General features: G+C 66.6%; 26 protein-coding genes and 4 tRNA genes. 12 read left to right on the top strand and 18 right to left on the bottom strand.

Annotated features, from left to right (window positions below):
- The first annotated feature begins 95 nt into the window (after positions 1–95).
- The gene (locus O1Q03_RS13885) at positions 96–1,925 is read left to right on the top strand and encodes an ABC transporter ATP-binding protein (protein ID WP_269504131.1); all 1,830 of its coding nucleotides are present in this window, start codon (positions 96–98) and stop codon (positions 1,923–1,925) included.
- A gap of 84 nt (positions 1,926–2,009) precedes the next feature.
- Here O1Q03_RS13885 and otsA read toward each other — a convergent pair whose 3' ends face one another.
- Together otsA and otsB are read right to left on the bottom strand one after the other, a co-directional pair.
- The gene (gene otsA / locus O1Q03_RS13890) at positions 2,010–3,395 is read right to left on the bottom strand and encodes an alpha,alpha-trehalose-phosphate synthase (UDP-forming) (protein WP_269504132.1); all 1,386 of its coding nucleotides are present in this window, start codon (positions 3,393–3,395) and stop codon (positions 2,010–2,012) included.
- Entirely contained in the window at positions 3,392–4,144 is a 753-nt protein-coding gene (gene otsB, locus O1Q03_RS13895) for a trehalose-phosphatase (protein ID WP_269504133.1), read from the bottom strand. Before otsB ends, otsA begins: the two co-directional genes overlap by 4 nt.
- Before the next feature lie 281 nt (positions 4,145–4,425).
- On the opposite strand from otsB, the gene O1Q03_RS13900 reads away from it, so the two are divergent.
- Genes O1Q03_RS13900 through O1Q03_RS13910 form a run of 3 tightly spaced genes read left to right on the top strand, consistent with a single transcriptional unit; the run spans position 4,426 to position 6,402 of the window.
- Positions 4,426–5,070 (top strand): SCO family protein, encoded by a 645-nt coding sequence (locus O1Q03_RS13900; RefSeq protein ID WP_269504134.1) that lies wholly within the window; start codon positions 4,426–4,428, stop codon positions 5,068–5,070.
- 8 nt (positions 5,071–5,078) lie between these two features.
- Entirely contained in the window at positions 5,079–5,519 is a 441-nt protein-coding gene (locus O1Q03_RS13905) for a copper chaperone PCu(A)C (protein ID WP_269504136.1), read from the top strand.
- Positions 5,520–5,529: 10 nt separating this feature from the next.
- On the top strand, positions 5,530–6,402 hold the full coding sequence (locus O1Q03_RS13910) for a cytochrome c oxidase assembly protein (protein ID WP_269504137.1): 873 nt from the start codon (positions 5,530–5,532) through the stop codon (positions 6,400–6,402).
- Positions 6,403–6,421: 19 nt separating this feature from the next.
- Here the strand turns inward: O1Q03_RS13910 and O1Q03_RS13915 are convergent, their stop codons facing one another.
- Together O1Q03_RS13915 and O1Q03_RS13920 are read right to left on the bottom strand one after the other, a co-directional pair.
- A complete protein-coding gene (locus O1Q03_RS13915; protein WP_269504138.1) occupies positions 6,422–6,913 on the bottom strand; it encodes a GNAT family N-acetyltransferase in 492 nt (163 codons plus the stop codon).
- Positions 6,914–7,038: 125 nt separating this feature from the next.
- Positions 7,039–7,905, bottom strand: a complete 867-nt coding sequence (locus O1Q03_RS13920; protein WP_269504139.1) for a pirin family protein — start codon at positions 7,903–7,905, stop codon at positions 7,039–7,041.
- Between the two features lie 110 nt (positions 7,906–8,015).
- Between O1Q03_RS13920 and O1Q03_RS13925 the strand changes: the two genes are divergently transcribed.
- Together O1Q03_RS13925 and O1Q03_RS13930 are read left to right on the top strand one after the other, a co-directional pair.
- A complete protein-coding gene (locus O1Q03_RS13925; protein ID WP_269504140.1) occupies positions 8,016–8,933 on the top strand; it encodes a LysR family transcriptional regulator in 918 nt (305 codons plus the stop codon).
- Between the two features lie 130 nt (positions 8,934–9,063).
- Positions 9,064–9,570, top strand: a complete 507-nt coding sequence (locus O1Q03_RS13930; RefSeq protein ID WP_269504141.1) for a GAF domain-containing protein — start codon at positions 9,064–9,066, stop codon at positions 9,568–9,570.
- Between the two features lie 137 nt (positions 9,571–9,707).
- Here the strand turns inward: O1Q03_RS13930 and map are convergent, their stop codons facing one another.
- Together map and O1Q03_RS13940 are read right to left on the bottom strand one after the other, a co-directional pair.
- Positions 9,708–10,514 (bottom strand): type I methionyl aminopeptidase, encoded by an 807-nt coding sequence (gene map / locus O1Q03_RS13935; protein ID WP_269504143.1) that lies wholly within the window; start codon positions 10,512–10,514, stop codon positions 9,708–9,710.
- On the bottom strand, positions 10,514–10,750 hold the full coding sequence (locus O1Q03_RS13940; protein WP_269504145.1) for a ParD-like family protein: 237 nt from the start codon (positions 10,748–10,750) through the stop codon (positions 10,514–10,516). The genes map and O1Q03_RS13940 overlap by 1 nt, the downstream gene beginning before the upstream one ends.
- 125 nt (positions 10,751–10,875) lie before the next feature.
- Between O1Q03_RS13940 and O1Q03_RS13945 the strand changes: the two genes are divergently transcribed.
- Positions 10,876–11,499 (top strand): helix-turn-helix domain-containing protein, encoded by a 624-nt coding sequence (locus tag O1Q03_RS13945; RefSeq protein WP_269504147.1) that lies wholly within the window; start codon positions 10,876–10,878, stop codon positions 11,497–11,499.
- A gap of 39 nt (positions 11,500–11,538) precedes the next feature.
- Positions 11,539–12,087, top strand: a complete 549-nt coding sequence (locus O1Q03_RS13950) for a GNAT family N-acetyltransferase (RefSeq protein WP_269504149.1) — start codon at positions 11,539–11,541, stop codon at positions 12,085–12,087.
- Between the two features lie 170 nt (positions 12,088–12,257).
- On the opposite strand, the gene O1Q03_RS13955 is transcribed toward O1Q03_RS13950, so the two are convergent.
- From O1Q03_RS13955 to uvrC, 6 genes are all read right to left on the bottom strand, one after another.
- Positions 12,258–12,331, bottom strand: a tRNA-Cys gene (locus O1Q03_RS13955).
- 101 nt (positions 12,332–12,432) lie between these two features.
- Positions 12,433–12,508, bottom strand: a tRNA-Gly gene (locus O1Q03_RS13960).
- Positions 12,509–12,558: 50 nt separating this feature from the next.
- Positions 12,559–12,634: transfer RNA gene (locus O1Q03_RS13965), tRNA-Gly, on the bottom strand.
- Between the two features lie 52 nt (positions 12,635–12,686).
- Positions 12,687–12,762, bottom strand: a tRNA-Gly gene (locus O1Q03_RS13970).
- 145 nt (positions 12,763–12,907) lie between these two features.
- Positions 12,908–13,495 (bottom strand): CDP-diacylglycerol--glycerol-3-phosphate 3-phosphatidyltransferase, encoded by a 588-nt coding sequence (gene pgsA, locus O1Q03_RS13975; RefSeq protein WP_124829242.1) that lies wholly within the window; start codon positions 13,493–13,495, stop codon positions 12,908–12,910.
- A gap of 98 nt (positions 13,496–13,593) precedes the next feature.
- Complete coding sequence (gene uvrC / locus O1Q03_RS13980) at positions 13,594–15,675, bottom strand: excinuclease ABC subunit UvrC (RefSeq protein WP_269504152.1); 2,082 nt, start codon at positions 15,673–15,675, stop codon at positions 13,594–13,596.
- 76 nt (positions 15,676–15,751) lie between these two features.
- On the opposite strand from uvrC, the gene earP reads away from it, so the two are divergent.
- The 3 genes from earP to O1Q03_RS13995 all read left to right on the top strand — a co-directional run bounded on the left by earP (position 15,752) and on the right by O1Q03_RS13995 (position 19,288).
- Positions 15,752–16,939, top strand: coding sequence for an elongation factor P maturation arginine rhamnosyltransferase EarP (gene earP / locus O1Q03_RS13985; RefSeq protein WP_269504154.1), 1,188 nt, complete (start codon positions 15,752–15,754; stop codon positions 16,937–16,939).
- Positions 16,940–17,076: 137 nt separating this feature from the next.
- Positions 17,077–17,634, top strand: coding sequence for an elongation factor P (efp, locus tag O1Q03_RS13990; protein WP_269504157.1), 558 nt, complete (start codon positions 17,077–17,079; stop codon positions 17,632–17,634).
- A gap of 268 nt (positions 17,635–17,902) precedes the next feature.
- Positions 17,903–19,288 (top strand): sigma-54-dependent transcriptional regulator, encoded by a 1,386-nt coding sequence (locus tag O1Q03_RS13995; RefSeq protein WP_269504158.1) that lies wholly within the window; start codon positions 17,903–17,905, stop codon positions 19,286–19,288.
- Positions 19,289–19,457: 169 nt separating this feature from the next.
- Here the strand turns inward: O1Q03_RS13995 and nagZ are convergent, their stop codons facing one another.
- Positions 19,458–20,486, bottom strand: a complete 1,029-nt coding sequence (nagZ, locus tag O1Q03_RS14000; RefSeq protein ID WP_269504159.1) for a beta-N-acetylhexosaminidase — start codon at positions 20,484–20,486, stop codon at positions 19,458–19,460.
- 92 nt (positions 20,487–20,578) lie between these two features.
- On the opposite strand from nagZ, the gene O1Q03_RS14005 reads away from it, so the two are divergent.
- Positions 20,579–21,631, top strand: a complete 1,053-nt coding sequence (locus O1Q03_RS14005; protein ID WP_269504161.1) for an RNA-guided endonuclease InsQ/TnpB family protein — start codon at positions 20,579–20,581, stop codon at positions 21,629–21,631.
- Positions 21,632–21,664: 33 nt separating this feature from the next.
- Here the strand turns inward: O1Q03_RS14005 and acpS are convergent, their stop codons facing one another.
- The 5 genes from acpS to rnc form a co-directional block, all read right to left on the bottom strand.
- Entirely contained in the window at positions 21,665–22,096 is a 432-nt protein-coding gene (gene acpS, locus O1Q03_RS14010) for a holo-ACP synthase (protein WP_269504163.1), read from the bottom strand.
- Positions 22,097–22,177: 81 nt separating this feature from the next.
- A complete protein-coding gene (gene pdxJ, locus O1Q03_RS14015; protein WP_269504164.1) occupies positions 22,178–22,954 on the bottom strand; it encodes a pyridoxine 5'-phosphate synthase in 777 nt (258 codons plus the stop codon).
- Positions 22,951–23,790, bottom strand: coding sequence for a DNA repair protein RecO (gene recO, locus O1Q03_RS14020; RefSeq protein WP_269504165.1), 840 nt, complete (start codon positions 23,788–23,790; stop codon positions 22,951–22,953). Before recO ends, pdxJ begins: the two co-directional genes overlap by 4 nt.
- Complete coding sequence (era, locus tag O1Q03_RS14025; RefSeq protein WP_050011463.1) at positions 23,777–24,676, bottom strand: GTPase Era; 900 nt, start codon at positions 24,674–24,676, stop codon at positions 23,777–23,779. Before era ends, recO begins: the two co-directional genes overlap by 14 nt.
- A gap of 60 nt (positions 24,677–24,736) precedes the next feature.
- Positions 24,737–25,999 (bottom strand): ribonuclease III, encoded by a 1,263-nt coding sequence (gene rnc, locus O1Q03_RS14030; RefSeq protein WP_269504170.1) that lies wholly within the window; start codon positions 25,997–25,999, stop codon positions 24,737–24,739.
- Positions 26,000–26,141: the final 142 nt, after the last annotated feature.

The raw sequence follows: 26,141 nt of genomic DNA on the forward strand, positions 1-26,141 counted from the left end.
ACGGCCTTGTTTACAATGCCGGATTATTCAGTCCGAGCGCTTGCCGGCTGCGATCCAGCCGCCACGCTCAATCACCGAATCACCGCACGCATATTTTGGAATCTCTCACCCCCGCCCAGCGCAATGCCCATAACGCGAAGCTGTCGAGCTATGCGCATCGGCCGCTCGCGTTCCTGTTCCGCTACATCCGCCTGCATCCCGTCGCGCACCTCATCGTGCTCTGCAGCGTGCTGGCCGCCGTCGGCTGCGCGCTCGGCTCGCAATATGCGATCAAGCACCTGATCGACGTGCTCGCGGCCGGGCGCCATCATCCGGGCCCGCTGTGGAGCGCCTTCGCGCTGCTCGTCGGGCTGATCGCGGCCGACAACCTGCTGTGGCGCGTCGGCGGCTGGGTCGCCGCGCACACCTTCGTCGCGGTCACCGGCGACCTGCGGCGCGACCTGTTCCAGTACCTGATCGGCCATTCGCCGACCTACTACTCGGAAAAGCAGCCCGGCACGCTCGCGAGCCGGATCACCGCCACGTCGAACGCCGTGTATACGTCGGAGAACACGATGGCGTGGAACGTGCTGCCGCCGTGCATCGCGGTGCTCGGCGCGATCCTGATGATCATCGTCGTGAACCCGCTGATGGCCGCCGGCCTGCTCGGCTGTTCGGCCGTGCTCGCCATCGTGCTGTTCAAGCTCGCCGGGCGCGGCTCCGCGCGCCATCACGCGTTCGCGTCGAAGGCAGCCGCGGTCGACGGCGAGCTCGTCGACGTGATCGGCAACATGGGCCTCGTGCGCGCGTTCGGGATGACGCTGCGCGAACAGAAGCGCTTCGGCGCGACGGTCAAGGCCGAGATGGACGCGCGCCAGCAAAGCCTGCTCTATCTCGAGAAGCTGCGGCTGCTGCACGCGGTGATCACCGCGATGCTGTCGGCCGGCCTGCTCGGCTGGGCACTGTGGCTGTGGGACCAGGGCCGCGCAACCTCCGGCGACATCGTGCTCGTGAGCTCGCTCGGCTTCACGATCCTGCACGGCACGCGCGATCTCGCGGTCGCGCTGGTCGACGTCACGCAACACGTGGCGCGCCTCGCCGAAGCCGTGAAGACGCTGCTCGAGCCGCACGGGATGCCGGACAGCTCCGATGCGCAGCCGCTGTCGGCCAAGGGCGGGCGCGTCGATTTCGAACGCGTGACGTTCGCGTATCCGCACCGCCGCGCGATCCTCGATCACTTCGAGCTGCATATCGAGCCGGGCCAGCGCGTCGGCCTGATCGGCAAGTCGGGCGCCGGCAAGTCGACCGTGCTCGCGCTGCTGCAACGCTTCTACGACACGCAGGACGGCGCCGTGATGGTCGACGGCCAGGACGTGAAGGCCATCACGCAGGACAGCCTGCGCCACGCGATCGCGCTCGTGCCGCAGGACATCTCGCTGCTGCACCGGACGATCTACGACAACATCGCGTACGGCCGCCCCGACGCGACCCGCGAGCAAGTACTCGCCGCCGCGCGCGACGCGCGCTGCTCGGAGTTCATCGAAGCGATGCCGGAAGGCTACGACACGATCGTCGGCGACCGCGGCGTGAAGCTGTCGGGCGGCCAGCGCCAGCGCATCGCGATCGCGCGCGCGATCCTGAAAGACGCGCCGATCCTGCTGCTCGACGAAGCCACGTCGGCGCTCGACAGCGCGTCCGAAGAAGCGATCCAGGCCGCGCTCGACCGCCTGATGGTCGGCCGCACGGTGATCGCGATCGCGCACCGGCTGTCGACGCTGCGCAACTTCGACCGGATCATCGTGATGAGCAACGGCAAGGTGATCGACGACGGCAGCCCCGACGTGCTGCGCAATCGTCCGGGCCTGTACCGCGACCTGCTCGCGAAGCAGCACGGCCGCCATCACGCTCCCGACGGCACCACGCCGACCGGCGAACGCGCGGCCTGACGCCGCGGCGCAGGTCCGATAAAAAAGCCGCCGTGCTCGACAAAGCACGGCGGCTTTTTTTCGTCGCATCGCGCAGCGTGCCGGCTACACGCGCTGCAAGTCGCGCAGGAAGTTGTCGCGCCACACCGACACGTTGTTCTCGCGCAGCTGCGCGATCATGTCCGCGTAACGCGTGCGCCGCTCCGCGAGCGGCATCGTCAGCGCCTGCGACAGCGCATCGGCCATTCCGCCAATATCGATCGGATTGACGATCAGCGCGCCGGTGAGCTCGCGCGCGGCACCCGCGAAGCGCGACAGCACCAGCACGCCCGGATCGTCCGGATTCTGCGCAGATACATACTCCTTCGCGACGAGGTTCATCCCGTCGCGCAACGGCGTGACGAAGCCCACGCGCGCCAGCCGGTACAGCGCGGCGAGCACCTGCCGGTCGTACTGGCGGTGAATGTAGAGGATCGGCGCCCAGTCGAGCTCCGCATAGCGGCCGTTGATGCGGCCCGACTCCGCTTCGAGCTGCAGGCGGATGTCCTGGTACGCGCGCAGGTCGGCGCGTGTCGATGGCGCGATCTGCAGGAACGACACGCGGTTGCGAATCGACGTCTGGTGTTCCAGCAGCTTTTCGAACGCGCGGAACCGCTCGACGAGCCCCTTCGAATAGTCGAGCCGGTCGACGCTCATGATCAGCCGGCGCCCGCGCAGCGACGTCGCCAGCGTGCGCACCGCCTTGCCATGCTCGCCCGCCTGCGCGAGCGACGCGATCTCGTCCGGATACACGCCGATCGGATAGGCTGCCGCCCGCAGCGTCGTGCCGAACGCGCTCACGCGCACCGTGCGCCCGTCGCGCGCCACTTCGCCGCCCGCCTCGAACTCGATGTAGTCGCAGAACGCGCGCAGGTCGGGCTCGGTCTGGAAGCCGAGCAGGTCGAACGCGCACAGCGATTCGACGAGCTCCCGATGCGGCGGCACGTTGACGAGCACCTGCGCGGCCGGAAACGGGATATGCAGGAAAAAGCCGATGCGGTTCTTCACGCCGGCGGCGCGCAGCGCACGCGCGAACGGGATCAGGTGATAGTCGTGCACCCAGATCACGTCGTCGTCCTGCAGCAGCGGCACGAGCTGCTGCGCGAGCCAGACGTTCACGCGGCTGTAGCCGTCGAATTCGTGGCGATCGTACTGGATCAGGTCCGCGCGATAGTGGAAGGCCGGCCACAGCGTCGCGTTCGAGAAGCCGCGGTAATACTGGTCGTAATCGCGGCGCGACAAACCGACGGTCGCGAACGTCACGGGCCCGCGCTCCTCGATGCGGATCTGAGGCTGCGGCGCACCGGACGCGACCACCTCGCCGCTCCAGCCGAACCACATGCCGCCCGTCTCCTTCAGCGCGTCGTAGACGCCGATCGCAAGGCCACCCGCCGCCGGTTCGCCTTCCGAAATCGGGGCGACACGGTTTGAAACGATGATGAGTCGGCTCATGCGCCCGGCTGCTCCGCGTCGAGCCAGCGCACGATCTGCGCATGCAGCGCGTCGACCGAGTCGACCCGCGTCCGGGCCGACGTCTCGCCCGCACCGACCTTGATCGACAGGCCGCCGCGCGCGTTCACGACCGCGAAGCCCTTCTCGTCGGTCAGGTCGTCGCCCGCGAACAGCGGCACGCGGCCCGCGAACGGCGGCTCGTCGAGAAAGGCGGCCAGCGCACGGCCCTTGTCGACGCCCTTCGGCTTGATCTCGAACACCATCTTGCCGGGTTGCAGCACGTACGCATCGGCATATTCGGCAACGAGGCGCTCGGCCGCTTCACGCGCGACCGGCTCGCGCTCGGGCGCATTGCGGTAGTGCAGCGCGACGGCCGCGCCCTTGATTTCGAGCAGCATGCCCGGATGATGGTCGACGACGGCCGCGAGCTCGCGCTCGATGCGCAGCAGCCGTTCGTCGTTGAAGCCGATGCGCTGCGTGTCGCCGTTCGCATCGCGCCGCTCGGCGCCGTGCAGGCCGGCGATCGGCAGGTCGGGCATCTTGAGGAACGTGTCGATGTTGTCGATACCGCGACCGGACACGATCGCGACTGCGCCGTGCGAACGGCGCCGCAGTTCGTCGAGCAGCGTCAGCAGCGACGGCGGCACGTGGATGCTGTCGGGCGTCGGAGCCAGCTCGACGAGCGTGCCGTCGAAGTCGAAGAAGAACGCGGTATCGGTCAGGGACAGGGAAGCCGGAACGGATTGCATCGATTCGATAGTGTGAGGGCGCACTGCAATGGCAGGCACGCCGCTGCGCGAATGGAATTGTGCGCATCTTACCGCGCCTGCGTACCGAGATGGGCGAAAGCGCCGGATTGCGGGCGCTGCGCCGCTCGCCGCGTCAACTGCGACATATTGCCCCGCTCGCCGGCCCGTACGGGTTTCGAAAGGACGCAGGCGCGGGAATTGCGCTACAGTCGGCAACCGCCGGCCGCGCGACGCATGGCGCCGCGCCGGCCGGCGACCGTTCCATCCGATCGAGCCCCAGGATGTCGTCTGCCCGTTCCGCGCCGCCCCGGCGCCCCAACCGCTTCGCCCGCTTCATCCGCACGGCCGCGGCGCTGGCCGCCACCGTCGCGCTTGCCGCCTGCACGCGCGACGAGCCGAACTGGCACCTGACCAACGTCACCGGCCACCTGCCCGACCTGTCGTTCACGCTGACCGGCGGCGACGGCCAGCCCGTTCATGCCAACGCATTTCGCGGCCGCGTCGCGCTGGTGTACTTCGGCTACACGCACTGTCCGGACGTCTGCCCCGAAACGATGGCGCGGCTGATGGAAGTGCTCGCGAAGCTCGGCCCGCAGGCCAACGACGTGCGCATCCTGTTCGTCTCGGTCGACCCGGCGCGCGACACGCCGCAGGCGATGCAGTCGTACGTCGCCGCGTTCGACGCCGCACACGCACGCGGGCTGACCGGCACCGACGGCCAGATCGAATCGCTCGCGAAACGCTATCGCGTCGCGTACCAGATGGAACAACGCGATCCGTCCGGCGGCTACGAGGTCACGCACAGCTCGGCCGTCTACATCTTCGACGCAAACGGCCGCGCGCGCCTGCTCGCGACCGACCGCGATTCGCCCGACGCCATCGCCGCCGATGTGCGCCGGATCATCGACACTGCCTCCACCACCTGAATTCCGACATGAAGACGACCCTCAAGACGTTCGCCCTCCTCGCCGCACTGTGTACCGGCGCTCACGCGTATGCCGCCGGCGCGATCACCGCGCAGAATGCGTGGGTGCGCTGGCTGCCGAACAAGTTGCCCGCGGGCGGCTACGTGACGCTCGTCAACGCAAGCGACAAGCCGGTCGATCTCGTCGACGTCGACAGCCCCGACTACGGGATGGCGATGCTGCACCAGACGGTATCGAACGGCTCGACGCAGAAGATGGAAATGGTCGACAAGCTGACGATCCCCGCACGCGGCAAGGTCGACATCGCGCCGGGCGGCTATCACTTCATGCTCGAGGAGCCGAAGCACACGATCAAGCCGGGCGACACCGTACACCTGCGCCTGAAGTTCTCCGACGGCGAAACGGTCGACACGCCGTTCGCCGTGAAGTCGCCGGCGCAGGCGAAGTAATGCGCGCGCGATGAACGTCCTGTACTGGCTCGATCCGTGGGAACCGTCGCCGACCGTGGTCATCGCGGTATTGACGGCCGCCGTGCTGTTCGCACGCGGCGTGAAGAAGGCGAAGGTGTCGCCGCTGCGGCAGTTCTCGTTCTGGTTCGGGCTGACGGCGCTCTACATCGCGCTGCACACGCGGCTCGACTACTTCTTCGAGCACGAGTTCTTCATGCACCGCGCGCAGCACCTCGTGCTGCACCACCTCGGGCCGTTCTTCATCGCGCTGTCCTATCCGGGCGCGGCGATCCGCGCGGGCATTCCGTTTCGCTGGCGACAGCGCTTCGTGCGCCCCGCGCTCGCATGGGCGCCCGTGCGCGCGACGCTCGACGTGGTGTTCCATCCGGTCGTCGCGGTCGTGCTGTTCGTCGGGCTGATCTATTTCTGGCTGCTGTCGCCGATCCACTTCGTCGCGATGCTCGACTGGCGTCTGTATCGCGTGATGAACTGGAGCATGGTGGTCGACGGGCTGCTGTTCTGGTGGCTCGTCGTGGATCCGCGCCCCGCGCCGCCCGCGCGGCTGTCGCCAGGCCGCCGGATCCTGATCGTCGTCGCGGCGATCCCGCCGCAGATCGCGCTCGGCGCGCTGATCTTCTTCACGCCGCACGAGCTGTATCCGATCTACTCGATCTGCGGCCGCGCATTCACGTGGCTGAGCCCGCTGCGCGACCAGCAGATCGGCGGCCTGCTGCTGTGGATTCCCGGTTCGATGATGAGCGTGATCGGGGCGCTGATCGCGCTGCGGCACTGGCTGCGGCTGTCGGCACGCGGCCGTCTGATCGACGAGCGGGGTGCCGCGCGGCATGCCGAGCGCCCGTCGGTGACGCGCACCGCGCACTGACCGCGCGGCGCCTGGCGCGTCAGGCGCGCGCGCTGGTCATCCACACGTGCGGGATGCCGTCCTCGTCGTGCACGTCCGAGTTCGGCGTAAAGCCGAATGCCCCGTAGAAACGCTGCAAGTGGGCCTGCGCATGCAGGCTCACCGGCGTGTCCGGCCATTGCGCACGGATATGCTCGAGCGCGCGCGACAGCAGCGCGTTGCCGAGGCCCGCGCCGCGAAACGGCGCGGTCGTCAGCACGCGACCGATACGCACGTCGGTGTTCTGCGCATCCGGCAACAGCACGCGCAGGTAGCCGGCAACGCGCCCTTGCGGATCGTACGCAGCCAGGTGCCATGCCGCCTGGTCCGCATCGTCGATGTCGCGATACACGCAGTTCTGCTCGACGACGAACACGGCGCTGCGCGCGTCGAGGATCGAATAGACTTCACGCGCCGTCAGCGCGTCGAAGGATTTCCAGCGCCAGTCGAGATCGTCGGCGCGCGGGGATGCGGCAGGTGCGGAAGCGTTCATGGGTGGTCCGGATTCGGGCGCGCCGGTCGGCGCGCGGGCAGCCATCGATTATGCCTCGAAGCGCGCGGCACACGACCACTGCTCTGATGCATGAACAAGGCCCCGCATTGCGCGGGGCCTGTCCGTCATGCCGGCATCTGGCCGAAGCGGCCGCTGTTGAAATCGTCGATCGCGGCGCGGATTTCCTCTTGCGAGTTCATCACGAACGGCCCGTAACCGACGACCGGCTCATCGATCGGCTCGCCGCTCAGGATCAGCAGCTTCGCGTCGCCATTCGCCTCGATCTCGACGTCGCGGCCGTCGCGGCTCAGTTGCACGAACTGCGCTTCGCGGGCGACCGTCTCGCCGTTCACCAGCAACGTGCCGCTCAGCACGACCACCGCGAGCGTGCGCCCCTCGGCGATCGGGAACCGTGCCCGGCCGCCGGCTGCGAGCCGCACGTCCCACACGTCGATCGGCGTATGCGTGCGGGCCGGGCCGCGCCGCCCGTCGAATTCGCCCGCGATGATCCGCGCGCGACCCGCGCCGTCCGGCAGTTCGACCACCGGGATGTCCGCGTCCAGAATCGTCTGATAGCCGGGCGCATTCATCTTGTCGGCGGCGGGCAGGTTCACCCACAACTGCACCATCTCCAGCGGACCGCCCCGCTTCGTGAACGCTTCGGAGTGGAATTCCTCGTGCAGGATCCCGCTGCCGGCCGTCATCCACTGCACGTCACCCGGGCCGATCGTGCCGCCCGCGCCGGTCGAGTCGCGGTGCGCGACTTCGCCGTCATAGACGATCGTCACCGTTTCGAAGCCGCGGTGCGGGTGCTGGCCCACTCCGCGCGGCGCCGAAGCCGGCTCGAAGTTCGCAGGCCCCGCGTAGTCGAGCAGCAGGAACGGGCTCAGGTGCGCACCATGAGTCTGATAGCTGAACATCGAACGCACCGGGAAACCGTCGCCGACCCAATGGCCGCGCGGCGCACTGTAGACACCCTGGATCTTCTTCATTTGCCTTCTCCGAATTGCGGCGAAACACGTGTTTCGCATCCTGAGTAGGAATATAGAGGTGGAACGATCGATCCGGTAGACTGCCAAAATCGCACTCAGCGTTCTATTTCATGAACGATACCGACCGGGATCTGAACGACCTCTATTACTTCGTGCAAGTCGTCGAGCACGGCGGCTTCGCGCCGGCCGGACGTGCGCTGAACATGCCAAAATCGAAGCTGAGCCGCCGTATCGCGCTGCTCGAGGCGCGGCTCGGGATGCGGCTGATCCAGCGTTCGACGCGCCGTTTCACGGTCACCGACGTCGGCCAGACCTACTACGCGCATTGTCGCGCGATGCTCGTCGAGGCGGATGCCGCCGACGAGGCGATCGCGCTGCTGCACGAGGAGCCGCGCGGCATCGTGCGCGTCAGTTGCCCGGTCGTGCTGCTCGATTCGCTCGTCGGCACGATGATCGCCGCGTTCATGGTCGCGTGCCCGCGCGTCGAGATTCATCTGGAGGCGACCAACCGGCGCGTCGACGTGGTCGGCGAAGGGATCGACGTCGCGATCCGCGTGCGTCCGCCGCCGCTGGAAGACAGCGATCTCGCGCTGCGCGTGCTGGCCGAGCGCGGCCAGTGCCTCGTCGCGAGCCCCGCGTTGCTGCGCGAACACGGCGTGCCGGCCGTGGCCGCCGATCTCACGCGCCTGCCGAGCCTCGATCACGGCGTGCCGCTGGCATCGCACGTGTGGCGGTTGCGCGGCCCCGACGGCGCTCAAGCGGAAATCCACCACCAGCCGCGCTACGTGACGGGTGGCATGCTGGCGCTGCGCGCGGCCGCCGTCGCGGGCGTCGGCGTCGTGCAGTTGCCGACGATGATGGTGCGCGACGAAGTCGCGCGCGGTGAACTGGCGACCGTGCTGCCGGACTGGGCGCCGCGCCGCGAGGTCGTGCACGCCGTGTTCGCGTCGCGGCGCGGACTGCTGCCCGCGGTGCGCGCGCTGCTCGATTTCCTGGCCGAGCGGTTCGCCGAACTCGAACCCGATTGACCGGCTTCGCGCCAGCCTGCGCCGCCGCTTCTGTCACGCAATGGCGAACCGGACGCTGCAGACGGGCCGCGCGTGCCGTAGACTGCGGGGCGCGCATCGCGCTTTTCACAACCCTTATTGCATTCCCGCCATGTTCACGCTGTCCAACGACCCTCACGCCTCCAAGGCCGAACTCTATGCGACGCTCGTCGAGCAGGCACGCGCGCTCGTCGAATCGGAACGCGACCTGACCGCGAACGCCGCGAACTTCTCCGCGCTCGTCTATCACTCGCTCGATCGCCTGAACTGGGCCGGCTTCTATTTCTTCGACGGCACGGAGCTCGTGGTCGGGCCGTTCCAGGGCAAGCCCGCGTGCGTGCGGATCGCACTCGGCAAAGGCGTGTGCGGCACGGCTGCGCAGACCCGCGAGACGCAGGTCGTGCGCGACGTGCATGAATTCCCGGGCCATATCGCATGCGATGCCGCGTCGGAATCGGAGATCGTCGTGCCGCTGGTCGCGGCCGACGGCACGCTGATCGGCGTGTGGGACGTCGACAGCCCGGTCGCCGCGCGTTTCGACGACGAGGACCGCAACGGGATGGAAGCGCTGTGCCGTGTGTTCGTCGAACACGCGTGGGAAAAGGCGCGCGGTCGATAAGCGAAGCGCTGCGCTGCCGGTCGCGACTGTCGCGCGCTGAAAGGCGCTGTGCGACCGCACAGACAAAAGTGCCCCGATCGGGGCACTTTTTCGTGGCACCTCTGCTGCGTGCGGCCTGCCGTGCGCGTCCGGCCGCGTCAGGCCGCGTGCGTGCCGGAAAGCGCCTCGGACGCCTGCGGCGTCACGTCGTCCGTCAACACCTCGAAGCCCTGCTCCGTCACCACGACCATGTGCTCCCATTGCGCGGACAGCGAATGGTCCTTCGTGACCACCGTCCAGCCGTCGGCCAGCACGCGCGTATCGCGCTTGCCCGCATTCAGCATCGGCTCGATCGTGAAGATCATCCCCGGCCGCAGCGGCACGCCGGTGCCCGGGCGGCCGTAATGCAGCACCTGCGGCTCGTCGTGGTACACGTCGCCGATCCCGTGGCCGCAGTACTCGCGAACCACGCTGAACCCTTCGCGATGCGCGACCTGCTGGATCGCATAGCCGACGTCGCCGAGCGTCGCGCCCGGACGCACCGCACGGATGCCCGCATGCATCGCCTCATAGGTCGCCGCGACGAGGCGCCGCGCAAGTTCGCCCGGCTCGCCGGCGAAGTACATGCGGCTCGTGTCGCCGAACCAGCCGTCCTTGATCACCGCGATGTCGAGGTTCACGATATCGCCGTCGCGCAGCGGCCGCGACGACGGAATGCCATGGCAGACCACGTGATTGACCGACGTGCAAAGCGTCTTTGGATAGCCGTGGTAACCGATGTTCGCCGGGATCGCACCGAGTTCGTCGACGATGTATTCGCGGCAGAGGACGTCCAGGTCGTCGGTGGTGACGCCCGGCTTCACGTGCTCGGTGATCATCGTCAGCACCTGGGACGCGAGCTTCGCAGCCTCGCGCGACTTGGCGATTTCAGCGGCGCCGCGGATCGGGATGTCGCGCTTCGCCATTACGCCACCTGCTCGATGCCGTGTGCCACCGACTCCGTCGGCCCGGTATCGCCACCGCGCGCTTCGGCGTCGATCAGCATCCGGCAGATGTCGCCATAGGACAGCGACGGATTGAGTTCCGACATCATCCCGACCCGCAGCCAGTGCTCCGCCTGCGCATTGATCGAGCGGCTCAACGCCGTGCTGGTCGAGCGCAGTCGTTCGTGCATGTGCTCGGATATCTTGATGATTCCCATATGTCTCTAATTAAGCGAAATGTAGTCGTTTTGTATATTACGCTCGACATAGGCGCGCAGCAAGCGTCGAACCATGATGAATACCGTTGACATCAAATTCCAACTTGCTGGAAAATAAATCCATCATGCAAGAAACGACCACCTCGGCTGCCGACGATACCGGCATCAACGAACGCATCGCTCGTCGCGTGCGCGACCTGCGCACGTTGAGAGGCTACACGCTCGATGCGCTCGCCGCGCGCTCCGGCGTCAGTCGTTCGATGATCTCGCTCATCGAGCGTGCGTCGGCCAGCCCGACGGCCGTCGTGCTCGACAAGCTCGCCGCGGGCCTCGGCGTGTCATTGGCCGGGCTGTTCGGCGGCGATCGCGACGATGCGCGCGCGCAACCGCTGGTGCGGCGCGCGCAGCAGACGGAATGGCGCGATCCGGCGTCCGGTTATGTGCGGCGCAATGTGTCCCCGCCCGGCTGGCCGTCGCCGATTCAGCTCGTCGAGGTCGATTTCCCGGCCGGTGCACGTGTCGCATACGATAGCGGCGGACGCGAAAGCGCGCTGCATCAGCAGGTTTGGGTCGTCCACGGGCGCGTCGACGTCACGTTCGGCGATCAGCTTCACGAACTTCACGAAGGCGACTGCCTGGCCATGCGGCTCGATCAGCCGCTGATTTTCAGTAATCCGTCGTCGCAGGCCGCGCGCTATGTCGTCGCGATCTGCGATGTATCCGCCGCCACCGGCGTGCGGAACGTGTAATCCGTCATTCGTTCAAAGCCGCCAGGCGCAGGAGCCCGTATGAATTCCCCGAAACAGCGCGACGACGTGCGCCTGATCGATTGCAGCGAAGCCGAGCATGCAGCCGCCATCCTCGAGATCCTCAACGACGCGATCGTGAACTCGACCGCGCTGTACGACTACCAGCCGCGCCCGCCGGAAGCGATGGTCACGTGGTTCGCGACGAAGCGTGCGGGCGGTTTTCCGGTCGTCGGTGCGGTGGATGAAGCCGGCACGCTGGTCGGCTTCGCGAGCTGGGGCACGTTCCGTGCGTTCCCGGCGTTCAAGTACACGGTCGAACACAGCGTCTACGTGCATCGCGACCATCGCGGCCGCGGGCTCGGCGAGTTTCTGCTGCGCGAGTTGATCCGCCGCGCGCGCGAAGCGGGCGTGCACGTGCTGGTCGGCTGTATCGACGCGACCAACGGCGGCAGCGTCGCGCTGCATACGCGGCTCGGCTTCGTGCACTCGGGCACGATCACCGAAGCGGGATTCAAGTTCGGCCGCTGGCTCGATGCGGCGTTCTACCAGCTCAGGCTCGAAACGCCGGCGCAGCCGGTGGATGGGTGAACGGCAGCACCTCTTCGGCTCGTTCATGATGACGCGGGCGGCGTTGAAGAGTCGCCGCAGCGCCGCTCTCCGGCAGCGACGGCGCCGCCGCCACAAATGAGCAACAAGGATGGGCATCTGCGCGCAGAAAAAAGAAAAGCCCCGTCGAAGCGGGGCTTTTCTTTTCTTGCTGGAGGCGCGAGCCGGAGTCGAACCGGCCTAAACGGCTTTGCAGGCCGCTGCATAACCGCTTTGCTATCGCGCCAAAAGCGGACTGTCCGGATGCCATGAAGACAACTGACAGATTTTTTATTCGAGGACCATCAGTCCATCAAATAAAAAGGGAAGCCTGGCTTCCCCATTACCTGGAGCGGGAGACGAGTCTCGAACTCGCGACCTCAACCTTGGCAAGGTTGCGCTCTACCAACTGAGCTACTCCCGCATTGTCCTGCACATGCAGCGTCTTGCCGTACAACACGCTGCCAGAAAATCTGGAGCGGGAGACGAGTCTCGAACTCGCGACCTCAACCTTGGCAAGGTTGCGCTCTACCAACTGAGCTACTCCCGCATGTGTCCTGCATCTGCAGCGCTTTGCCGTACAACACGCTGCCAGAAAAATCTGGAGCGGGAGACGAGTCTCGAACTCGCGACCTCAACCTTGGCAAGGTTGCGCTCTACCAACTGAGCTACTCCCGCGTATTGCTGCGCTACTGCTTCCCCGTCACACACTTACTTCGTCGTGCAGCGGAGAAGCGAGATTATGTCGAAGGCACATTCGTGTGTCAAGGGCTTTTCCAGCCCTTTTTCCAAAAACCTGCGCGATCGACCGTATGCACCCGGCTCACGCGCCGCCGCGCTCGCGGATCTGCGGCCATGCGAGCTTCATGTAGTACAGCATCGACCAGATCGTCAGCACCGCCGCGAGATACATCAGCCATTCGCCCCACACGCGCGTGTCGATCGTCGCGATGCCGAGCGGCAGCGGGCCGTAGTAAAGCAGCATCGGGATCGCGACCATCTGGCATGCGGTCTTGAATTTGCCGAGCTGATTCACCGCGACGCTCTTCGACGCGCCGATCTGTGCCATCCACTCGCGCAACGCGGAGATCGCGATCTCGCGCCCGACGATCACCAACGCAATCGCCGCGTCGACCCGCGAAATCTGCACGAGGATCAGGAGCGCCGCCGTCACCATCAGCTTGTCCGCGACCGGATCGAGGAATGCGCCGAACGACGACGTCTGGTTCCACTTGCGGGCGAGATACCCGTCGAACCAGTCGGTCAACGCGGCGAGAATGAAGATCGCCGCCGCCGCGATATTGCGGTGCGCGCCGCCCATCACCGTGTCCGGCAGATAGAACACGCCGACGACGAGCGGGATCAGCACGATCCGGACCCACGTCAGGAAAATCGGGAAATTGAACGGCATGGCATGCGGGTCAGTAAAGGATTCGCAATTGTGCCGTGTCGACCGGCCTGCCACAAGAACGCGAAAACGCGCGCGGAGGCGACCGGCCGCACGGCCTGTCAGTGAAGCTGCTTGTAGATCTGCTCGGCCAGTGCATGCGAGATGCCGTCGACGCTCGCCAGCTCCTCGACGCTCGCCGCAACGACGCCGCGCAGCCCGCCGAACCGCGCGAGCAGCCGCTGCCGACGTTTCGCGCCGACCCCTTCGAGTTCCTCGAGCCGCGACGTCTGGCGCGCCTTCGCCCGCTTCGCACGCATCCCGGTGATCGCGAAACGGTGCGCCTCGTCGCGGATCTGCGCGACGAGCATCAGCGCGGCGCTCTCCTTGCCGAGTTCGAGCGGCGTACGGCCATCCGCGAATACGAGCGTCTCGAGGCCGACCTTGCGTCCCTCGCCTTTCGCGACGCCGACCAGCATCGACGTGTCGAGCCCGAGCTCCGTGAACACCTGGCGGGCGATCTCGACTTGACCCTTCCCGCCGTCGATCAGCACGATGTTCGGCAGCAGGCTCGATGCCTCGGCCTGGCGCGTCGCTTCGCCGTCGATGCCGGCCGCGTCGTCGGCCGCCGCGGCCTGTGCCGCCTGCTCGACCATCTTCTCGTAGCGGCGCGTGAGCACCTGCCGCATCGCCGCGTAATCGTCGCCCGGCGTGATGCCGGTGATGTTGTAGCGACGGTACTCGCCCGACTGCATCTTGTGATGGTGGTACACGACACACGACGCCTGCGTTGCCTCGCCCATCGTATGGCTGATGTCGAAACACTCGATCCGCAGCGTCGCGAGATCGTCGCTTTCGAAGCTGAGGGTCTCCGCGAGCGCACGCGTACGCGCCTGTTGCGAACCCTGCTCGGACAGCAGGCGCGCGAGCGCGAGCCGCGCGTTCTGTTCGGCCATCGACAGCCACGCGCGCCGCTGCCCCTGCGGCTGCCGCACCATCGATACCTTGTGGCCGGCCTGCTCGGACAGCAGCTCGAGCAGATCGCGGCTCGCGGGCGCATGGCTGACGACCAGCACGGGCGGCACGCGATTGCCGAGATAGTGCTGCGCGATGAACGCATCGAGCACCTCGGCCTCCACCGACGGCCCCGCGCCGCGCGTGCCGGCCGCCTCTTCCACCTCTTCCGCCTCTTCCGCCTCTTCCGCCTCTTCCGCCGCTCCCTCTGCTACCTCGACCGTCGCTTCTTCCGCCGGCACCCCGGCCGCGTCCACCAGCGCGTCGGTGTCGTCGCCGAGGCCGCCTTCGGCAAGCGTCAGCGCACTTTCGACGTGCGTCGGGAAATAAGCCTTGTCGCCGAGATGCCGCCCGCCGCGCACCATCGCGAGGTTCACGCACACGCGCCCGCCCAGCGCGACGACCGCGAGGATGTCGACGTCGCTGTCGCTGCCGACCTCGATCGCCTGCTGGTGCAGCACCGTCGCGAGCGAACTCATCTGGTTGCGCACGGCCGCCGCCTGCTCGAATTTCAGCTCGCCCGCGAACGCGTGCATCTTCTGCTCGAGCTCCTTCATCACTTCGGACTGCCGGCCGAGCAGGAAGCGCGCGGCGTTGGACACGTCGATCGCGTAGTCGTCTGCCGAGATCGCGCCGACGCACGGCGCCGTGCAGCGCCCGATCTGGTGCAGCAGGCACGGCCGCGTGCGGTTGTTGAACACCGAATCCTCGCAGGTGCGCAACTGGAACACGCGCTGCAGGATCTGGATGCTCTCGCGCACGGCCCACGCGCTCGGGAACGGCCCGAAATACTGGTTCTGCTTGTCGACCGAGCCGCGGTAGTACGCCATGCGCGGGAAACGGTGCGCGGTGAGCTTCAGGTACGGATACGACTTGTCGTCGCGAAACAGGATGTTGTAACGCGGCGCGAGCGCCTTGATCAGGTTGTTCTCGAGCAGCAGCGCCTCGGCCTCCGAGCGCGTGACGGTCGTCTCGATGCGCGCGATGCGCGTGACCATCATCGCGATGCGCGGCGACAACTGCGTCTTGGTGAAATAGCTCGATACGCGCTTCTTCAGGTCGCGCGCCTTGCCGACGTAGAGCACGGCGCCCGCTGCGTCGTAGTAACGGTAGACGCCCGGCATGTGCGGCAATTGCGCGAGGATCTTCTTCGGTTCGAACGGAATGTCGGCGGCTTCTGGGGATGTCATGCGTGATCCCGGCACCTTGTGGCGCGGAACGGGTCCATTAGAATCGCCAGTTTAGAGCATTCACGGGCCCGCTTCGATGCCCCGCACCACCCCTGCCTCTCCTTCGCCGCTCGCGCCCGACGAGCCGGTCGCATGCGACCTCTTCTGCACCGTGATCGACAACTTCGGCGACATCGGCGTGTGCTGGCGCGTCGCCCGCCAGCTCGCGCACGAGCATGGCTGGCAGGTGCGCCTCTTCATCGACGACCTAGGCACGTTCGCGCGCCTGGTAGCAGGGGTCGATCCCGATGCCGGCCGCCAGACGATCGACGGCATCGTCGTCGAACACTGGCATGCGGAAGTCGGCGACGCGCTGGACATCGCCGACGTCGTGATCGAGGCGTTCGCGTGCGAGTTGCCCGGCGCGTATCTCGCGGCGATGGCGCGCCGCACGCGCCGCCCGGTGTGGATCAACCTCGAATACCTGAGCGCCGAGGACTGGGTCGCCGATTTCCATTTGCGCCCGTCGCCGCATCCACGCTATCCGCTGCTGAAGACGTTCTTCTTTCCGGGACTGTCGGCCGGCACCGGCGGCGTGTTGAAGGAGCGCGATCTCGATGCGCGCCGCGCGGCGTTCGAAGCCGACGCCGCGGCACGCGCCGCGTGGTGGCAGCGCACGACCGGCAGCGCGCCGCCCGCGCCCGGCACGACGGTCGTGAGCCTGTTCGCGTACGAGAATCCGGCCGTCGGCGCACTGCTCGCGCAGTGGCGCGACGGCCCATCTCCCGTGGTCGCGCTCGTGCCGGCCGGTCGCATTTCGCCTGCGCTCGCGCGGTTCTTCGGGGTCGAATCGTTCGGCGCCGGCGCACGTGCGAGCAGCGGCAACCTGACCGCGTACGGGCTCGCGTTCGTCCCGCAGGCCGATTACGACCCGCTGCTGTGGGTGGCCGACGTCAATTTCGTGCGCGGCGAAGATTCGTTCGTTCGGGCGCAATGGGCGCGCAAGCCGTTCGTATGGCACATCTATCCGCAGGCGGACGATGCGCATCTGCCGAAACTCGACGCGGCGCTCGCGCATGTATCGGCGGGGCTCGCCGATGCGCCGCGCGCAGCGCTGGAACGCTTCTGGCATGCATGGAACGGCGCGGGGACGCCCGATTGGGCCGATTTGCTGCAACATCGCAGTGCGCTCGACGCGAATGCGGGCCGCTGGGCCGACGAACTGGCGAGCGTCGGCGATCTCGCTGGAAAGCTGGCGGAATACGCAAAATCTCAGTTAAAATAAGCGGTTATCCGACGGCTGACCACGCAAGCGCTCGCGTTTGGGCTCTTGGCGCCCACCGGAACGCCCCGCCGCTTGCGCCGTCAGCCGTTGCGCAACGCTCAGGCACCTATTTATTTGATTGGATCAGGACAGTTTTTATGAAGACCGCACAGGAACTCCGCGTAGGCAACGTCGTGCAGATCGGCAGCGAAGCATGGGTCATCGCAAAGGCGGAATACAACAAGTCGGGTCGTAACTCGGCTGTCGTCAAGATGAAGATGAAGAACCTGCTGACGAACGCAGGTCAGGAATCGGTCTACAAGGCTGACGACAAGTTCGACGTCGTCGTGCTCGACCGCAAGGAAGTGACGTACTCGTACTTCGCCGACCCGATGTACGTGTTCATGGACGCCGACTACAACCAGTACGAAGTCGAAGCGGAAATGATGGGCGAGGCGCTGAACTACCTCGAAGACGGCATGGCTTGCGAAGTCGTGTTCTACAATGAAAAGGCGATCTCGGTCGAACTGCCGACGATCCTGATTCGCGAAATCACCTACACGGAACCGGCTGTCAAGGGCGACACGTCGTCGGGCAAGGTGCTGAAGAACGCGAAGCTCGCAACGGGCTTCGAACTGCAAGTGCCGCTGTTCTGCAATACCGGCGACAAGATCGAAATCGATACGCGCACGAACGAATACCGCAGCCGCGCGTAATCGTCTGCGATTTCGCATCGAACAAAGCGCCCTGTGGGGCGCTTTTTGTTTGCCCGCGACCAACAGCGGCCGCGCGCTGCCGCGAGAAGCGGCACAACGCCACCGTTAAAGGTATTCAATTTGTATCATCGGTAACTGTTTTATAGCGCCGGAGAAATATTGCTCGTTACGCGTTCAGCGGGGCATAAAATCAGTTTTTAATCTGACATGCGGCTGCGGCCGGCTCGCTGCCGACAGCCCGCCTCTCTTGACTCGACTCGCGTTCACCATGCCACACGCCCTGATTGTCGAAGACGATCCCAACAGTCTGTCCGGCCTCACCGCGCTGCTCGCTGCAGACGGCTTCTCGGTCGACACGGCCACGTCGCTCGCCGAAGCGCGCACGGCGCTTGGCCGCTCGATTCCCGATGTCGTCCTCGTCGACCTGAACCTGCCGGACGGCAGCGGATTCGACCTGCTCCAGCACCTGCCGCAGCAGCAGCCGAACGGTTCGCTGCCGGTGATCGTGCTGACGGGCAACGCGACGGTCGAGAGCGCGATCGAAGGCCTGCGACACGGCATCTGGGACTACCTGCTGAAGCCGATCAACATTCCGCGCCTGCGCAGCCTGCTCGCCCGGATTCCGCGGCCCTACGAACTGATCGATGAAGTGCAGAAGCTGCGCGCGTCGCTGCGTCACCTCGGCCGCTTCGGCGCCCTCGTCGGCCGCAGCGACGCGATGCAGCACGTGTACGACATGATCGAACACAACGCGCGTACCGAAACGGCCGTGCTGTTCGCGGGCGAAGCCGGTACCGGCAAGAAGCTGGCCGCGCGCGCGCTGCACGACCTGAGCCGGCGCCGCAAGGGGCCGTTCGTGTCGTTCGACTGCCGCACGATCGCGCAGGCCGGCCGTCACGGCGCGTCGCTCGACAGCGTGCTGTTCGGCCATGAGCGCGGCGCGTTCGACGGCGCCGAGCGGCGCGAATCGGGCCTGTTCGAACAAGCGGGCGGCGGCACGCTGTGCCTCGACGAGATCACCGCGCTGCCGCTCGTGCTGCAGGAAGCGCTGCTGCATGCGCTCGACTCGCAGAACTTCATGCGGATCGGCGGCACGAGTTCGATCGCCAGCGACTTCCGGCTGATCGCGACGACGCGCCGCCCCGCGCGAGAATCGGTCGCGAACGGGATGCTGCGCGAGGATCTGTGGCTGCGTCTCGATGCGGCGTCGATCACGATGCCGCCGCTGCGCGAGCGTGACGGCGATGCGCTCGCGATCGCCGATGCGCTGATCGACGAACTGAATCGCGAAGCACGTGCCACGGGCCGCAGCACGACCGACAAGCGTGCGGCACCGGGCTTCGTGCGCGAATGCCTGTCCTACGAATGGCTGGGCAACGTGCGCGAACTGCAGGAGCGCGTGCGCTTCGCGTACGACGCATCGGGCGACTTCATCGAAACGCTGCGTGCCGGCGAGGCCAGCTTCGCGGCTGGTGCCACACTGAACGGCAGCAGCGTGCAGATCAAGGTCGGCACCCCGCTGTCCGACGTCGAGGATCTGCTGATCCGCGCAACGCTCGACGCGGTCGGCGGCACGCGCCACCGTGCGGCGACCCTGCTCGGCATCAGCCCCAAGACGCTGTACAACAAACTGCAGCGGATGAAGGTCAACTGAAGCGCGCCGCCGTTGTCGGGGGCGGTGGCTGGAGCTGACGGTTAGTTGCGTAAAGACGGATTGGCGGACACACCGTGCCGATGAAGAAAAGCCGCGCGTTTGCGCGGCTTTTTCGTTTCCGTCAACCAGGTCAGACCGGAACGGCGCGGCGTCCCGCCGCCCGTCCCGCTTACGCCAGTGCGCTGCTCAACAACGCCTGCGCCTGCAGGTATTCAGGCTGCGCGATCAGCTTCTCCCATTTGAGCGCCTTGCCGCGCCCGCGCATCCGCTTGATGCGCCGCACCGACTCGGCCGATGCATGTGCGTTCAGCCCGTTCAGCACGGCCTCGGCCGCGTCCGGCTGGTTGCACACGAGCACCATGTCGCAGCCGGCGGCGAGCGCCGCGTCGGCGGCCTGCGTGAGCGTGCCGCCTTCGCGCGCCGCTTCCATCGACAGGTCGTCGCTGAAGATCGCGCCGGTGAAGCCCAGCCGGCCGCGCAGGATGTCCTGCAGCCATACGCGCGAGAAGCCCGCCGGCCGCTTGTCGACCTGCGTGTAGATCACGTGCGCCGGAATCACGGCGGACAGCGACAAGCCAAGCCAGTCGTACGGCGCGACGTCCTGCTTGAGGATCGCGTCGAGCGAGCGGTCGTCGGTGGGCAACGCGACGTGCGAATCGGCCTCCGCGAAACCGTGCCCCGGAAAATGCTTGCCGCAGTTCGCCATGCCGGCGAGCGACAGCCCGTGGTTCAGGCTCTTCGCGAGCAGCGTGACGACGCGCGGGTCGCGATGGAACGCGCGATCGCCGATCACCTTCGAGTGTCCGTAGTCGAGGTCGAGCACGGGCGTGAAGCTCATGTCGATGCCGCATGCGCGCAACTCGGCGGCGAGGATGTAGCCGACCGCCGTCGCGACCTTCATCGCGAGCAGCACGTCGCGATCCCACAGGTCGCCGAGACGGCGCATCGCGGGCAAGACCGTGAAACCATCGGTGCGGAACCGCTGCACGCGGCCGCCTTCGTGATCGACGGCGATCAGGATGTCCTCGCGCACCGCGCGGATCGAATCGGTCAGCGCGGTCAGCTGCGCGCGGTTCTGGAAATGCCGCGCGAACAGGATCACGCCGCCGGTGTTCGGATGCGCAAGGCGCCGCGCATCGTCGCGCGACAGGGCCGTGCCGACGACGTCGAGCATGACCGGGCCGGGAGTCGTTTTCATCAGAATTTGCTCCGAGAAACTCCGCCATTGATGGCGGGAAGGAAAGGGGTGCTGTTGACAGGCAGCTTCTTCCACGGGTTAGGATCACCGGCATGATTCTTGTCTACCGCTACCGCGTGAAGTCGCTCAACGGACTGCTGAACAAGCAGAGCCGTGCGGTGAACTACGTCTGGAACTTTTGCAATGACTCGCAGAAGCACGCGCTCAAGTGGAGCAAGAAGTGGCCGACGGGATTCGACCTGAACGTGCTGACGACCGGCAGCAGCAAGGAAGTCGGCATCCACTCCGGCACGATCAACGCGACGTGCGAGCAATATGCGAAGTCGCGCAGTCAGCGCCGTCGGCCCAACCTGCGCTATCGCGGCAGGAAATCGCTGGGCTGGATGCCGCTGAAGGGGCGTGACCTGAAGCGCGAGGGTGACGCGTTCCGTTTCGCCGGCAACACCTTTCGCGTGTTCAACAGCCGGCCGCTTCCCGAAGGTAAGATCAAGGACGGGAGCAACTTCGCGCAGGACGCGCGTGGTAATTGGTTTCTCAATATCGTGATCGAGATGCCCGATGTTCAGGGCCGCCCGATCCGTTCCGGCGTCGGCATCGATCTCGGCCTGAAAGACTTCGCCACACTTTCGACCGGCGAGAAGCTGCCCAATGACCAGTTCGGTCGACGAGCGGCGGAAAAGCTGGCGAAAGCGCAGCGGGCGCGAAAGCACAAGCGACATATCGCGAAGCTGCACGCCAAGGTCGCGAATGCCCGTGCCGATTTCCAACACAAGCTCGCGCTCGATCTGGTGCGGCGTTTTGATTACATCGCGGTCGGCAACGTGTCGGCCGCGACGCTCGCCAGAACCAGGATGGCGAAGAGCGTCTACGACGCATCCTGGTCGTCCTTCCGGAACAAGCTCCGCTACAAAGCGATCGCGCACGGGGTCACGTTCGAGGAAGTCGACGAAAGCGGTTCTACCCAGTCCTGTTCGGCGTGCGGGTCGAAAGACAGCACGGCGCGGCCGAAAGGTATCGCGGGACTGCGAGTAAGAGAATGGGCCTGCAGTGACTGTGGTGTCGAGCATGATCGAGATACCAACGCTGCGTTGAACATTCTCCGATGCGGACGTGCATCGCCAGGTGTGGGAATCCTCCGTCTTTAGGCGGAGGATGACGTCAACGAATCGGGAAGTCCGTCAGGGAGAGGTTCGGGAAACAGGTGCAGGCGGGGCGGCGTCCGTCTCGGCGACCACGAACGACACCGCGTAGTCGCGTTCGTCACTGACCGTCACGCGTGCCGTGATGCCGCGCGCGGCCAGCCAGTCGGCCAGCTCGCCCGATGCGACCACGTACGGCTCGCCGCTCGGGTGATTGAGCGTCTGCAGCGCGCGCCACGTCATCGGCCAGTGCATGCCCAGCCCGATCGCCTTCGAGAACGCTTCCTTCGCGGAGAAGCGCGTCGCGAGAAACGCGATGCCGCGCGCCTCGGAGCGTGCGCGCCGAGCGTGAAACACGCGCAGTTCGTCGGGGCCGAGCACCTTCTCGGCAAACCGGCCGCCCGTGCGTTCGAGCACGGCCGCGACGCGGCTCACCTGCGCGATGTCGGTACCGATGCCGTAGATCGCCATGTCAGTCTCCGCCGGGGTAGCCCGGCAAGGCCGGGTCAGGCGCGTCGCACACGGCGTGCAGGGCGCGGCAGCCTCGCATCGTCAGCGCGCGCCGCCGTGCAGTGCGGCGACACGCGCGGCGACCATGATCGCCTTCATCTCGCGCACCGCGTTGTCCCAGCCCGCGAAAATCGCGTGCGCGACGATCGCGTGGCCGATGTTCAGTTCGACGATGCCGTCGATCGCGGCGATCTGCTGCACGTTCGTGTAGTGCAGGCCGTGACCGGCGTTGACCTTCAGGCCCAGTTGCGCGCCGGCCTGCACGCCCGCAACGATGCGCTCGTACTCGCGCTGCTGCTCGGCTTCGTCGTGCGCATCGGCGTAGCGGCCCGTATGCAGCTCGACGACCGGCGCGCCGGCTTCGTGCGCCGCGCGGATCTGCGTGTCGTCCGGGTCGATGAACAGCGACACGCGCACGCCGGCGTCCGCGAGCTGCTTGCACGCCGCGCGCACGGCCTCGAAGCGGCCGGCGACGTCGAGACCGCCTTCGGTCGTGAGTTCCTCGCGCTTCTCGGGCACGAGGCACGCGTCGTGCGGACGCACTTCGCATGCGATGTCGAGCATCTCGGCCGTCACCGCGCATTCGAGGTTCATCCGCGTCTTCAGCAGCGGGCGCAGCTTGCGCACGTCGGCGTCGACGATATGGCGGCGATCCTCGCGCAGGTGCAGCGTGATCGCGTCCGCGCCGGCCTCTTCGGCGGCGAGTGCCGCGCGGATCGGATCGGGATAGCGCGTGCCGCGCGCGTTGCGCAGCGTCGCGACGTGGTCGATGTTCACGCCAAGGTCGATGGCGGTGGGCGTGGTCAGGAAGAAGCTCATAGATTTTGCAGGTCGATCAGGATCTGACGCGTGGCGAGCGGCGTACCGCCGAGATAGGTGTTCAGCAGGAAGCGCATCAGCGTCTTGCTTTGCGCGACCGTCTGGGCTCGATGGTAATCGTCCTGCTCCATGTCGAGCAACGTCTGTCCGGTAATCACCGGCCAGTGCGACGGCACGTCGTCGTCCGCATTGCGCACGCCGCGCTCGGGATCGAACACGTACCGGCCATCGGGCTCGACCGCGCGGCGCGCGACCGTGCGGTTCAGCGCCATCGCATAGCCGGTCTCGCGCAGCAGCACGCGCTCGAACGAGCGCAGCACCTGCACCGCGGGTTCGCCGTGCGCGAGACGCGTGAGCGTCAACACGTAATGATTGAAGAGCGGCGGCTGAGGATCCTCGCGCGCGCAGAATTTCACGAGCAGCTCGTTCGCGTAGAAGCCGCACAGCAGCCCGTCGCCACCGAGCGGCAACATGCCGCCCACCCATTCGGCGCCCGTCAGCGTGCGTACTTCGGATTTGCCCGACCACGACAGCAAGAGCGGCTGGAACGTCTGCAGCACGCCGCGCAGCGCGGAATGCGGGCGCTTAGCGCCCTTCGCGACGAGTGCGAGCCGGCCGTGATCGCGCGTGAGCACGTCGATGATCAGGCTCGTTTCGCGGTACGGATAGCTGTGCAGCACGAACGCCGGCTGCTCGGCGACGCGGAAATCGGACGTGCGAGACGTCGCACGCCGCGCCTTGCGACGCGGCGGTTCAGGCGGTGCCGGCAGCGGCGCGTCGTTCGCGCCGGCCGTCACCGCGTCTTCGGTCGATGTCAACGCGTCATTCGTACCCATAGGCGCGCAGCCCTGCCTCGTTGTCGGCCCAGCCGCTCTTCACCTTCACGAAGGTCTCGAGGTAGACGGGGCCGTCGAACAGCTTTTCCATATCCATCCGCGCTTCGGTGCTGATCTGCTTGAGCTTCTCGCCCTTCTTGCCGATCACCATCGCCTTGTGCGAATCGCGCTCGACGAGGATCGTCGCGAAGATGCGCTTCAGGCGGCCCTCCTCCTCGAACTTGTCGATCAGCACGGTGCTCGTGTACGGCAGCTCGTCACCGGTCCAGCGGAACACCTTCTCGCGCAGGATTTCGGCCGCGAGAAAGCGCGAGCTGCGGTCGGTCAGCTCGTCCTCGCCGTAGATCGGCTCGCCTTCCGGCAAGTACGGCTTGATCGTATCCAGCAGGCGCTTGATGTCTTCCGGCTTCTGCGCGGACAGCGGCACGAGCTCGGTGAATTCGCGCAGGCCGCTCACCTTCTGCATGAACGGGAACAGCGTGGCCTTGTCGTTCACGCGGTCGATCTTGTTCGCGATCAGCAACGTCGGCATGCCGGGCGGGATCAGGTCGAGCACCTTCTGGTCGTCGGGACCGAAGCGGCCGGCCTCGATCACGAACAGGATCACGTCGACCGACGTCAGCGTCGACGTGACCGCGCGGTTCAGCGAACGGTTCAGCGCGGTGCTGTGACGGGTCTGGAAACCCGGCGTGTCGACGAACACGAACTGCGCGTCGTCGAACGTGTTGATGCCGGTGATGCGGTGGCGGGTCGTCTGCGCCTTGCGCGACGTGATGCTGATCTTCTGGCCGACGAGTGCATTCATCAACGTCGACTTGCCGACGTTCGGGCGGCCCACGATCGCGATCATGCCGCAACGGAAACCGGTAGGAGCGGGAGTGTTCATATCGTTTGGGAGACAGGTTCGGAACCGGCCGCGCGGCGCGCGGCACGATCGATGGGCAATTCAGTGGTCGGCATCGGCCACGCGCGCGTGCGCGGCAGCGAGGCTTGCGCCGCCCGGCGGCGTATCGGTGTCGGGCGACGCGGCATCGCGGACGCGCAACGTCGGACGCGAAGCAGGGTCCGGACCGGCCGGCTTGTCAGCGGTCGGCGACACGGAATCGGTCGGCTGGGCCGCGTGCCCGGCCGGCTTGTCGGCGGCTCGGGGCGCGGCTTCCGCGGGTTTGTCCGCCGCGCGCGATCCGGCTTCGCCGCGATCGGCTGCCTTGTCCGACGGCTTGTCGGCAGATTTGTCGGCGGGTTTGTCGGCGGGTTTGTCGGCCGCTGGCTTCGCCGGCCGTTCGGCCTTGTCCAACGCCGTTTCCACGTGGGATGCGCGAATCGCCGCCATCGGCGCCGGCGCCCCACGCTCGATCGATTCGGCGCCGGCCTCGGCGGCGATCTTCGCGTCGCGTGCGGCGGCGCGTTCCTTGCGCTCGGGAGAGCGCAGGTCGAGCGCTTCCTGCACACCCTTCACGCCCGGCACGATTTCCGGCTCGACATGCTTCGAACCGCGCGCATTCTTCGAACGCTTCGGCTTCGACGCCAGCATCGGCGCGGCCGCCAGCACCTCGTCGAGCGCCTTCTTCGCGGCGGCCTGCTCGGCCGCACGCCGGCTCGCGCCGGAACCCGACACCTTCACGTCGAGCTTCGGCACCGTGCATTCGACCTCGAACTGCTGATTGTGCGCCGCACCATGCGTGGCGACGACCGTATAGGTCGGCAGCGCGATCTTGTGCCCCTGCAGATACTCCTGCAGCAGCGTCTTCGCGTCCTTGCCGAGCGTGCGCGGATCGATGTGGTCGAGAATCGGCACGTAGAGCCGCTTGATGACCCCTTGGGCGGCTTCGAAGCCGCCATCGAGGAATACCGCCCCGATGATGGCTTCGAACGCGTCCGCGAGGATCGACGGCCGGCGGAAGCCGCCGCTGCGCAGTTCGCCCTCGCCCAGCCGCAACCCTTCCGAGATATTCAGGGCCTGAGCAATTTCATACAGCGACTGCTGCTTGACGAGATTGGCGCGCACGCGCGACAGGTCACCTTCGTCCAGCTTGCTGAAACGCTGAAACAAAAGGGCGGCCACCGCGCAATTCAGAACGGAATCGCCGAGAAACTCGAGCCGTTCGTTGTGCGTGGCACTGTGACTGCGATGGGTCAAAGCCTGACGCAACAATTCCGCATTGCGAAATTCGTAGCGCAGCCGGCTTTCCAACTGGGATAGGGGCATGGCAGGAGTATAACGCGGGGCGCCGGTCGGGCCGAAACGGCGCGGCCGGACGCGAAAAGGCGTGACGAGGCGGTGTTACCGCCGGTTCTTAAAGTAGTTCGGCAATACGCGACGCGGCCCGTGCATCGCGGATTGCGCGTGA

It is taken from the genome of Burkholderia sp. IMCC1007 (genome assembly GCF_027257875.1).
In the GTDB taxonomy this organism is placed as follows: Bacteria; Pseudomonadota; Gammaproteobacteria; order Burkholderiales; family Burkholderiaceae; genus Burkholderia.

Coding starts and splice junctions, on each gene's coding strand:
- otsA (WP_269504132.1), bottom strand. CDS start 3,395: ATGAGCCGACTCATCATCGTTTCAAACCGTGTCGCCCCGATTTCGGAA.
- otsB (WP_269504133.1), bottom strand. CDS start 4,144: ATGCAATCCGTTCCGGCTTCCCTGTCCCTGACCGATACCGCGTTCTTC.
- O1Q03_RS13900 (WP_269504134.1), top strand. CDS start 4,426: ATGTCGTCTGCCCGTTCCGCGCCGCCCCGGCGCCCCAACCGCTTCGCC.
- O1Q03_RS13905 (WP_269504136.1), top strand. CDS start 5,079: ATGAAGACGACCCTCAAGACGTTCGCCCTCCTCGCCGCACTGTGTACC.
- O1Q03_RS13910 (WP_269504137.1), top strand. CDS start 5,530: ATGAACGTCCTGTACTGGCTCGATCCGTGGGAACCGTCGCCGACCGTG.
- O1Q03_RS13915 (WP_269504138.1), bottom strand. CDS start 6,913: ATGAACGCTTCCGCACCTGCCGCATCCCCGCGCGCCGACGATCTCGAC.
- O1Q03_RS13920 (WP_269504139.1), bottom strand. CDS start 7,905: ATGAAGAAGATCCAGGGTGTCTACAGTGCGCCGCGCGGCCATTGGGTC.
- O1Q03_RS13925 (WP_269504140.1), top strand. CDS start 8,016: ATGAACGATACCGACCGGGATCTGAACGACCTCTATTACTTCGTGCAA.
- O1Q03_RS13930 (WP_269504141.1), top strand. CDS start 9,064: ATGTTCACGCTGTCCAACGACCCTCACGCCTCCAAGGCCGAACTCTAT.
- map (WP_269504143.1), bottom strand. CDS start 10,514: ATGGCGAAGCGCGACATCCCGATCCGCGGCGCCGCTGAAATCGCCAAG.
- O1Q03_RS13940 (WP_269504145.1), bottom strand. CDS start 10,750: ATGGGAATCATCAAGATATCCGAGCACATGCACGAACGACTGCGCTCG.
- O1Q03_RS13945 (WP_269504147.1), top strand. CDS start 10,876: ATGCAAGAAACGACCACCTCGGCTGCCGACGATACCGGCATCAACGAA.
- O1Q03_RS13950 (WP_269504149.1), top strand. CDS start 11,539: ATGAATTCCCCGAAACAGCGCGACGACGTGCGCCTGATCGATTGCAGC.
- pgsA (WP_124829242.1), bottom strand. CDS start 13,495: ATGCCGTTCAATTTCCCGATTTTCCTGACGTGGGTCCGGATCGTGCTG.
- uvrC (WP_269504152.1), bottom strand. CDS start 15,675: ATGACATCCCCAGAAGCCGCCGACATTCCGTTCGAACCGAAGAAGATC.
- earP (WP_269504154.1), top strand. CDS start 15,752: ATGCCCCGCACCACCCCTGCCTCTCCTTCGCCGCTCGCGCCCGACGAG.
- efp (WP_269504157.1), top strand. CDS start 17,077: ATGAAGACCGCACAGGAACTCCGCGTAGGCAACGTCGTGCAGATCGGC.
- O1Q03_RS13995 (WP_269504158.1), top strand. CDS start 17,903: ATGCCACACGCCCTGATTGTCGAAGACGATCCCAACAGTCTGTCCGGC.
- nagZ (WP_269504159.1), bottom strand. CDS start 20,486: ATGAAAACGACTCCCGGCCCGGTCATGCTCGACGTCGTCGGCACGGCC.
- O1Q03_RS14005 (WP_269504161.1), top strand. CDS start 20,579: ATGATTCTTGTCTACCGCTACCGCGTGAAGTCGCTCAACGGACTGCTG.
- acpS (WP_269504163.1), bottom strand. CDS start 22,096: ATGGCGATCTACGGCATCGGTACCGACATCGCGCAGGTGAGCCGCGTC.
- pdxJ (WP_269504164.1), bottom strand. CDS start 22,954: ATGAGCTTCTTCCTGACCACGCCCACCGCCATCGACCTTGGCGTGAAC.
- recO (WP_269504165.1), bottom strand. CDS start 23,790: ATGGGTACGAATGACGCGTTGACATCGACCGAAGACGCGGTGACGGCC.
- era (WP_050011463.1), bottom strand. CDS start 24,676: ATGAACACTCCCGCTCCTACCGGTTTCCGTTGCGGCATGATCGCGATC.
- rnc (WP_269504170.1), bottom strand. CDS start 25,999: ATGCCCCTATCCCAGTTGGAAAGCCGGCTGCGCTACGAATTTCGCAAT.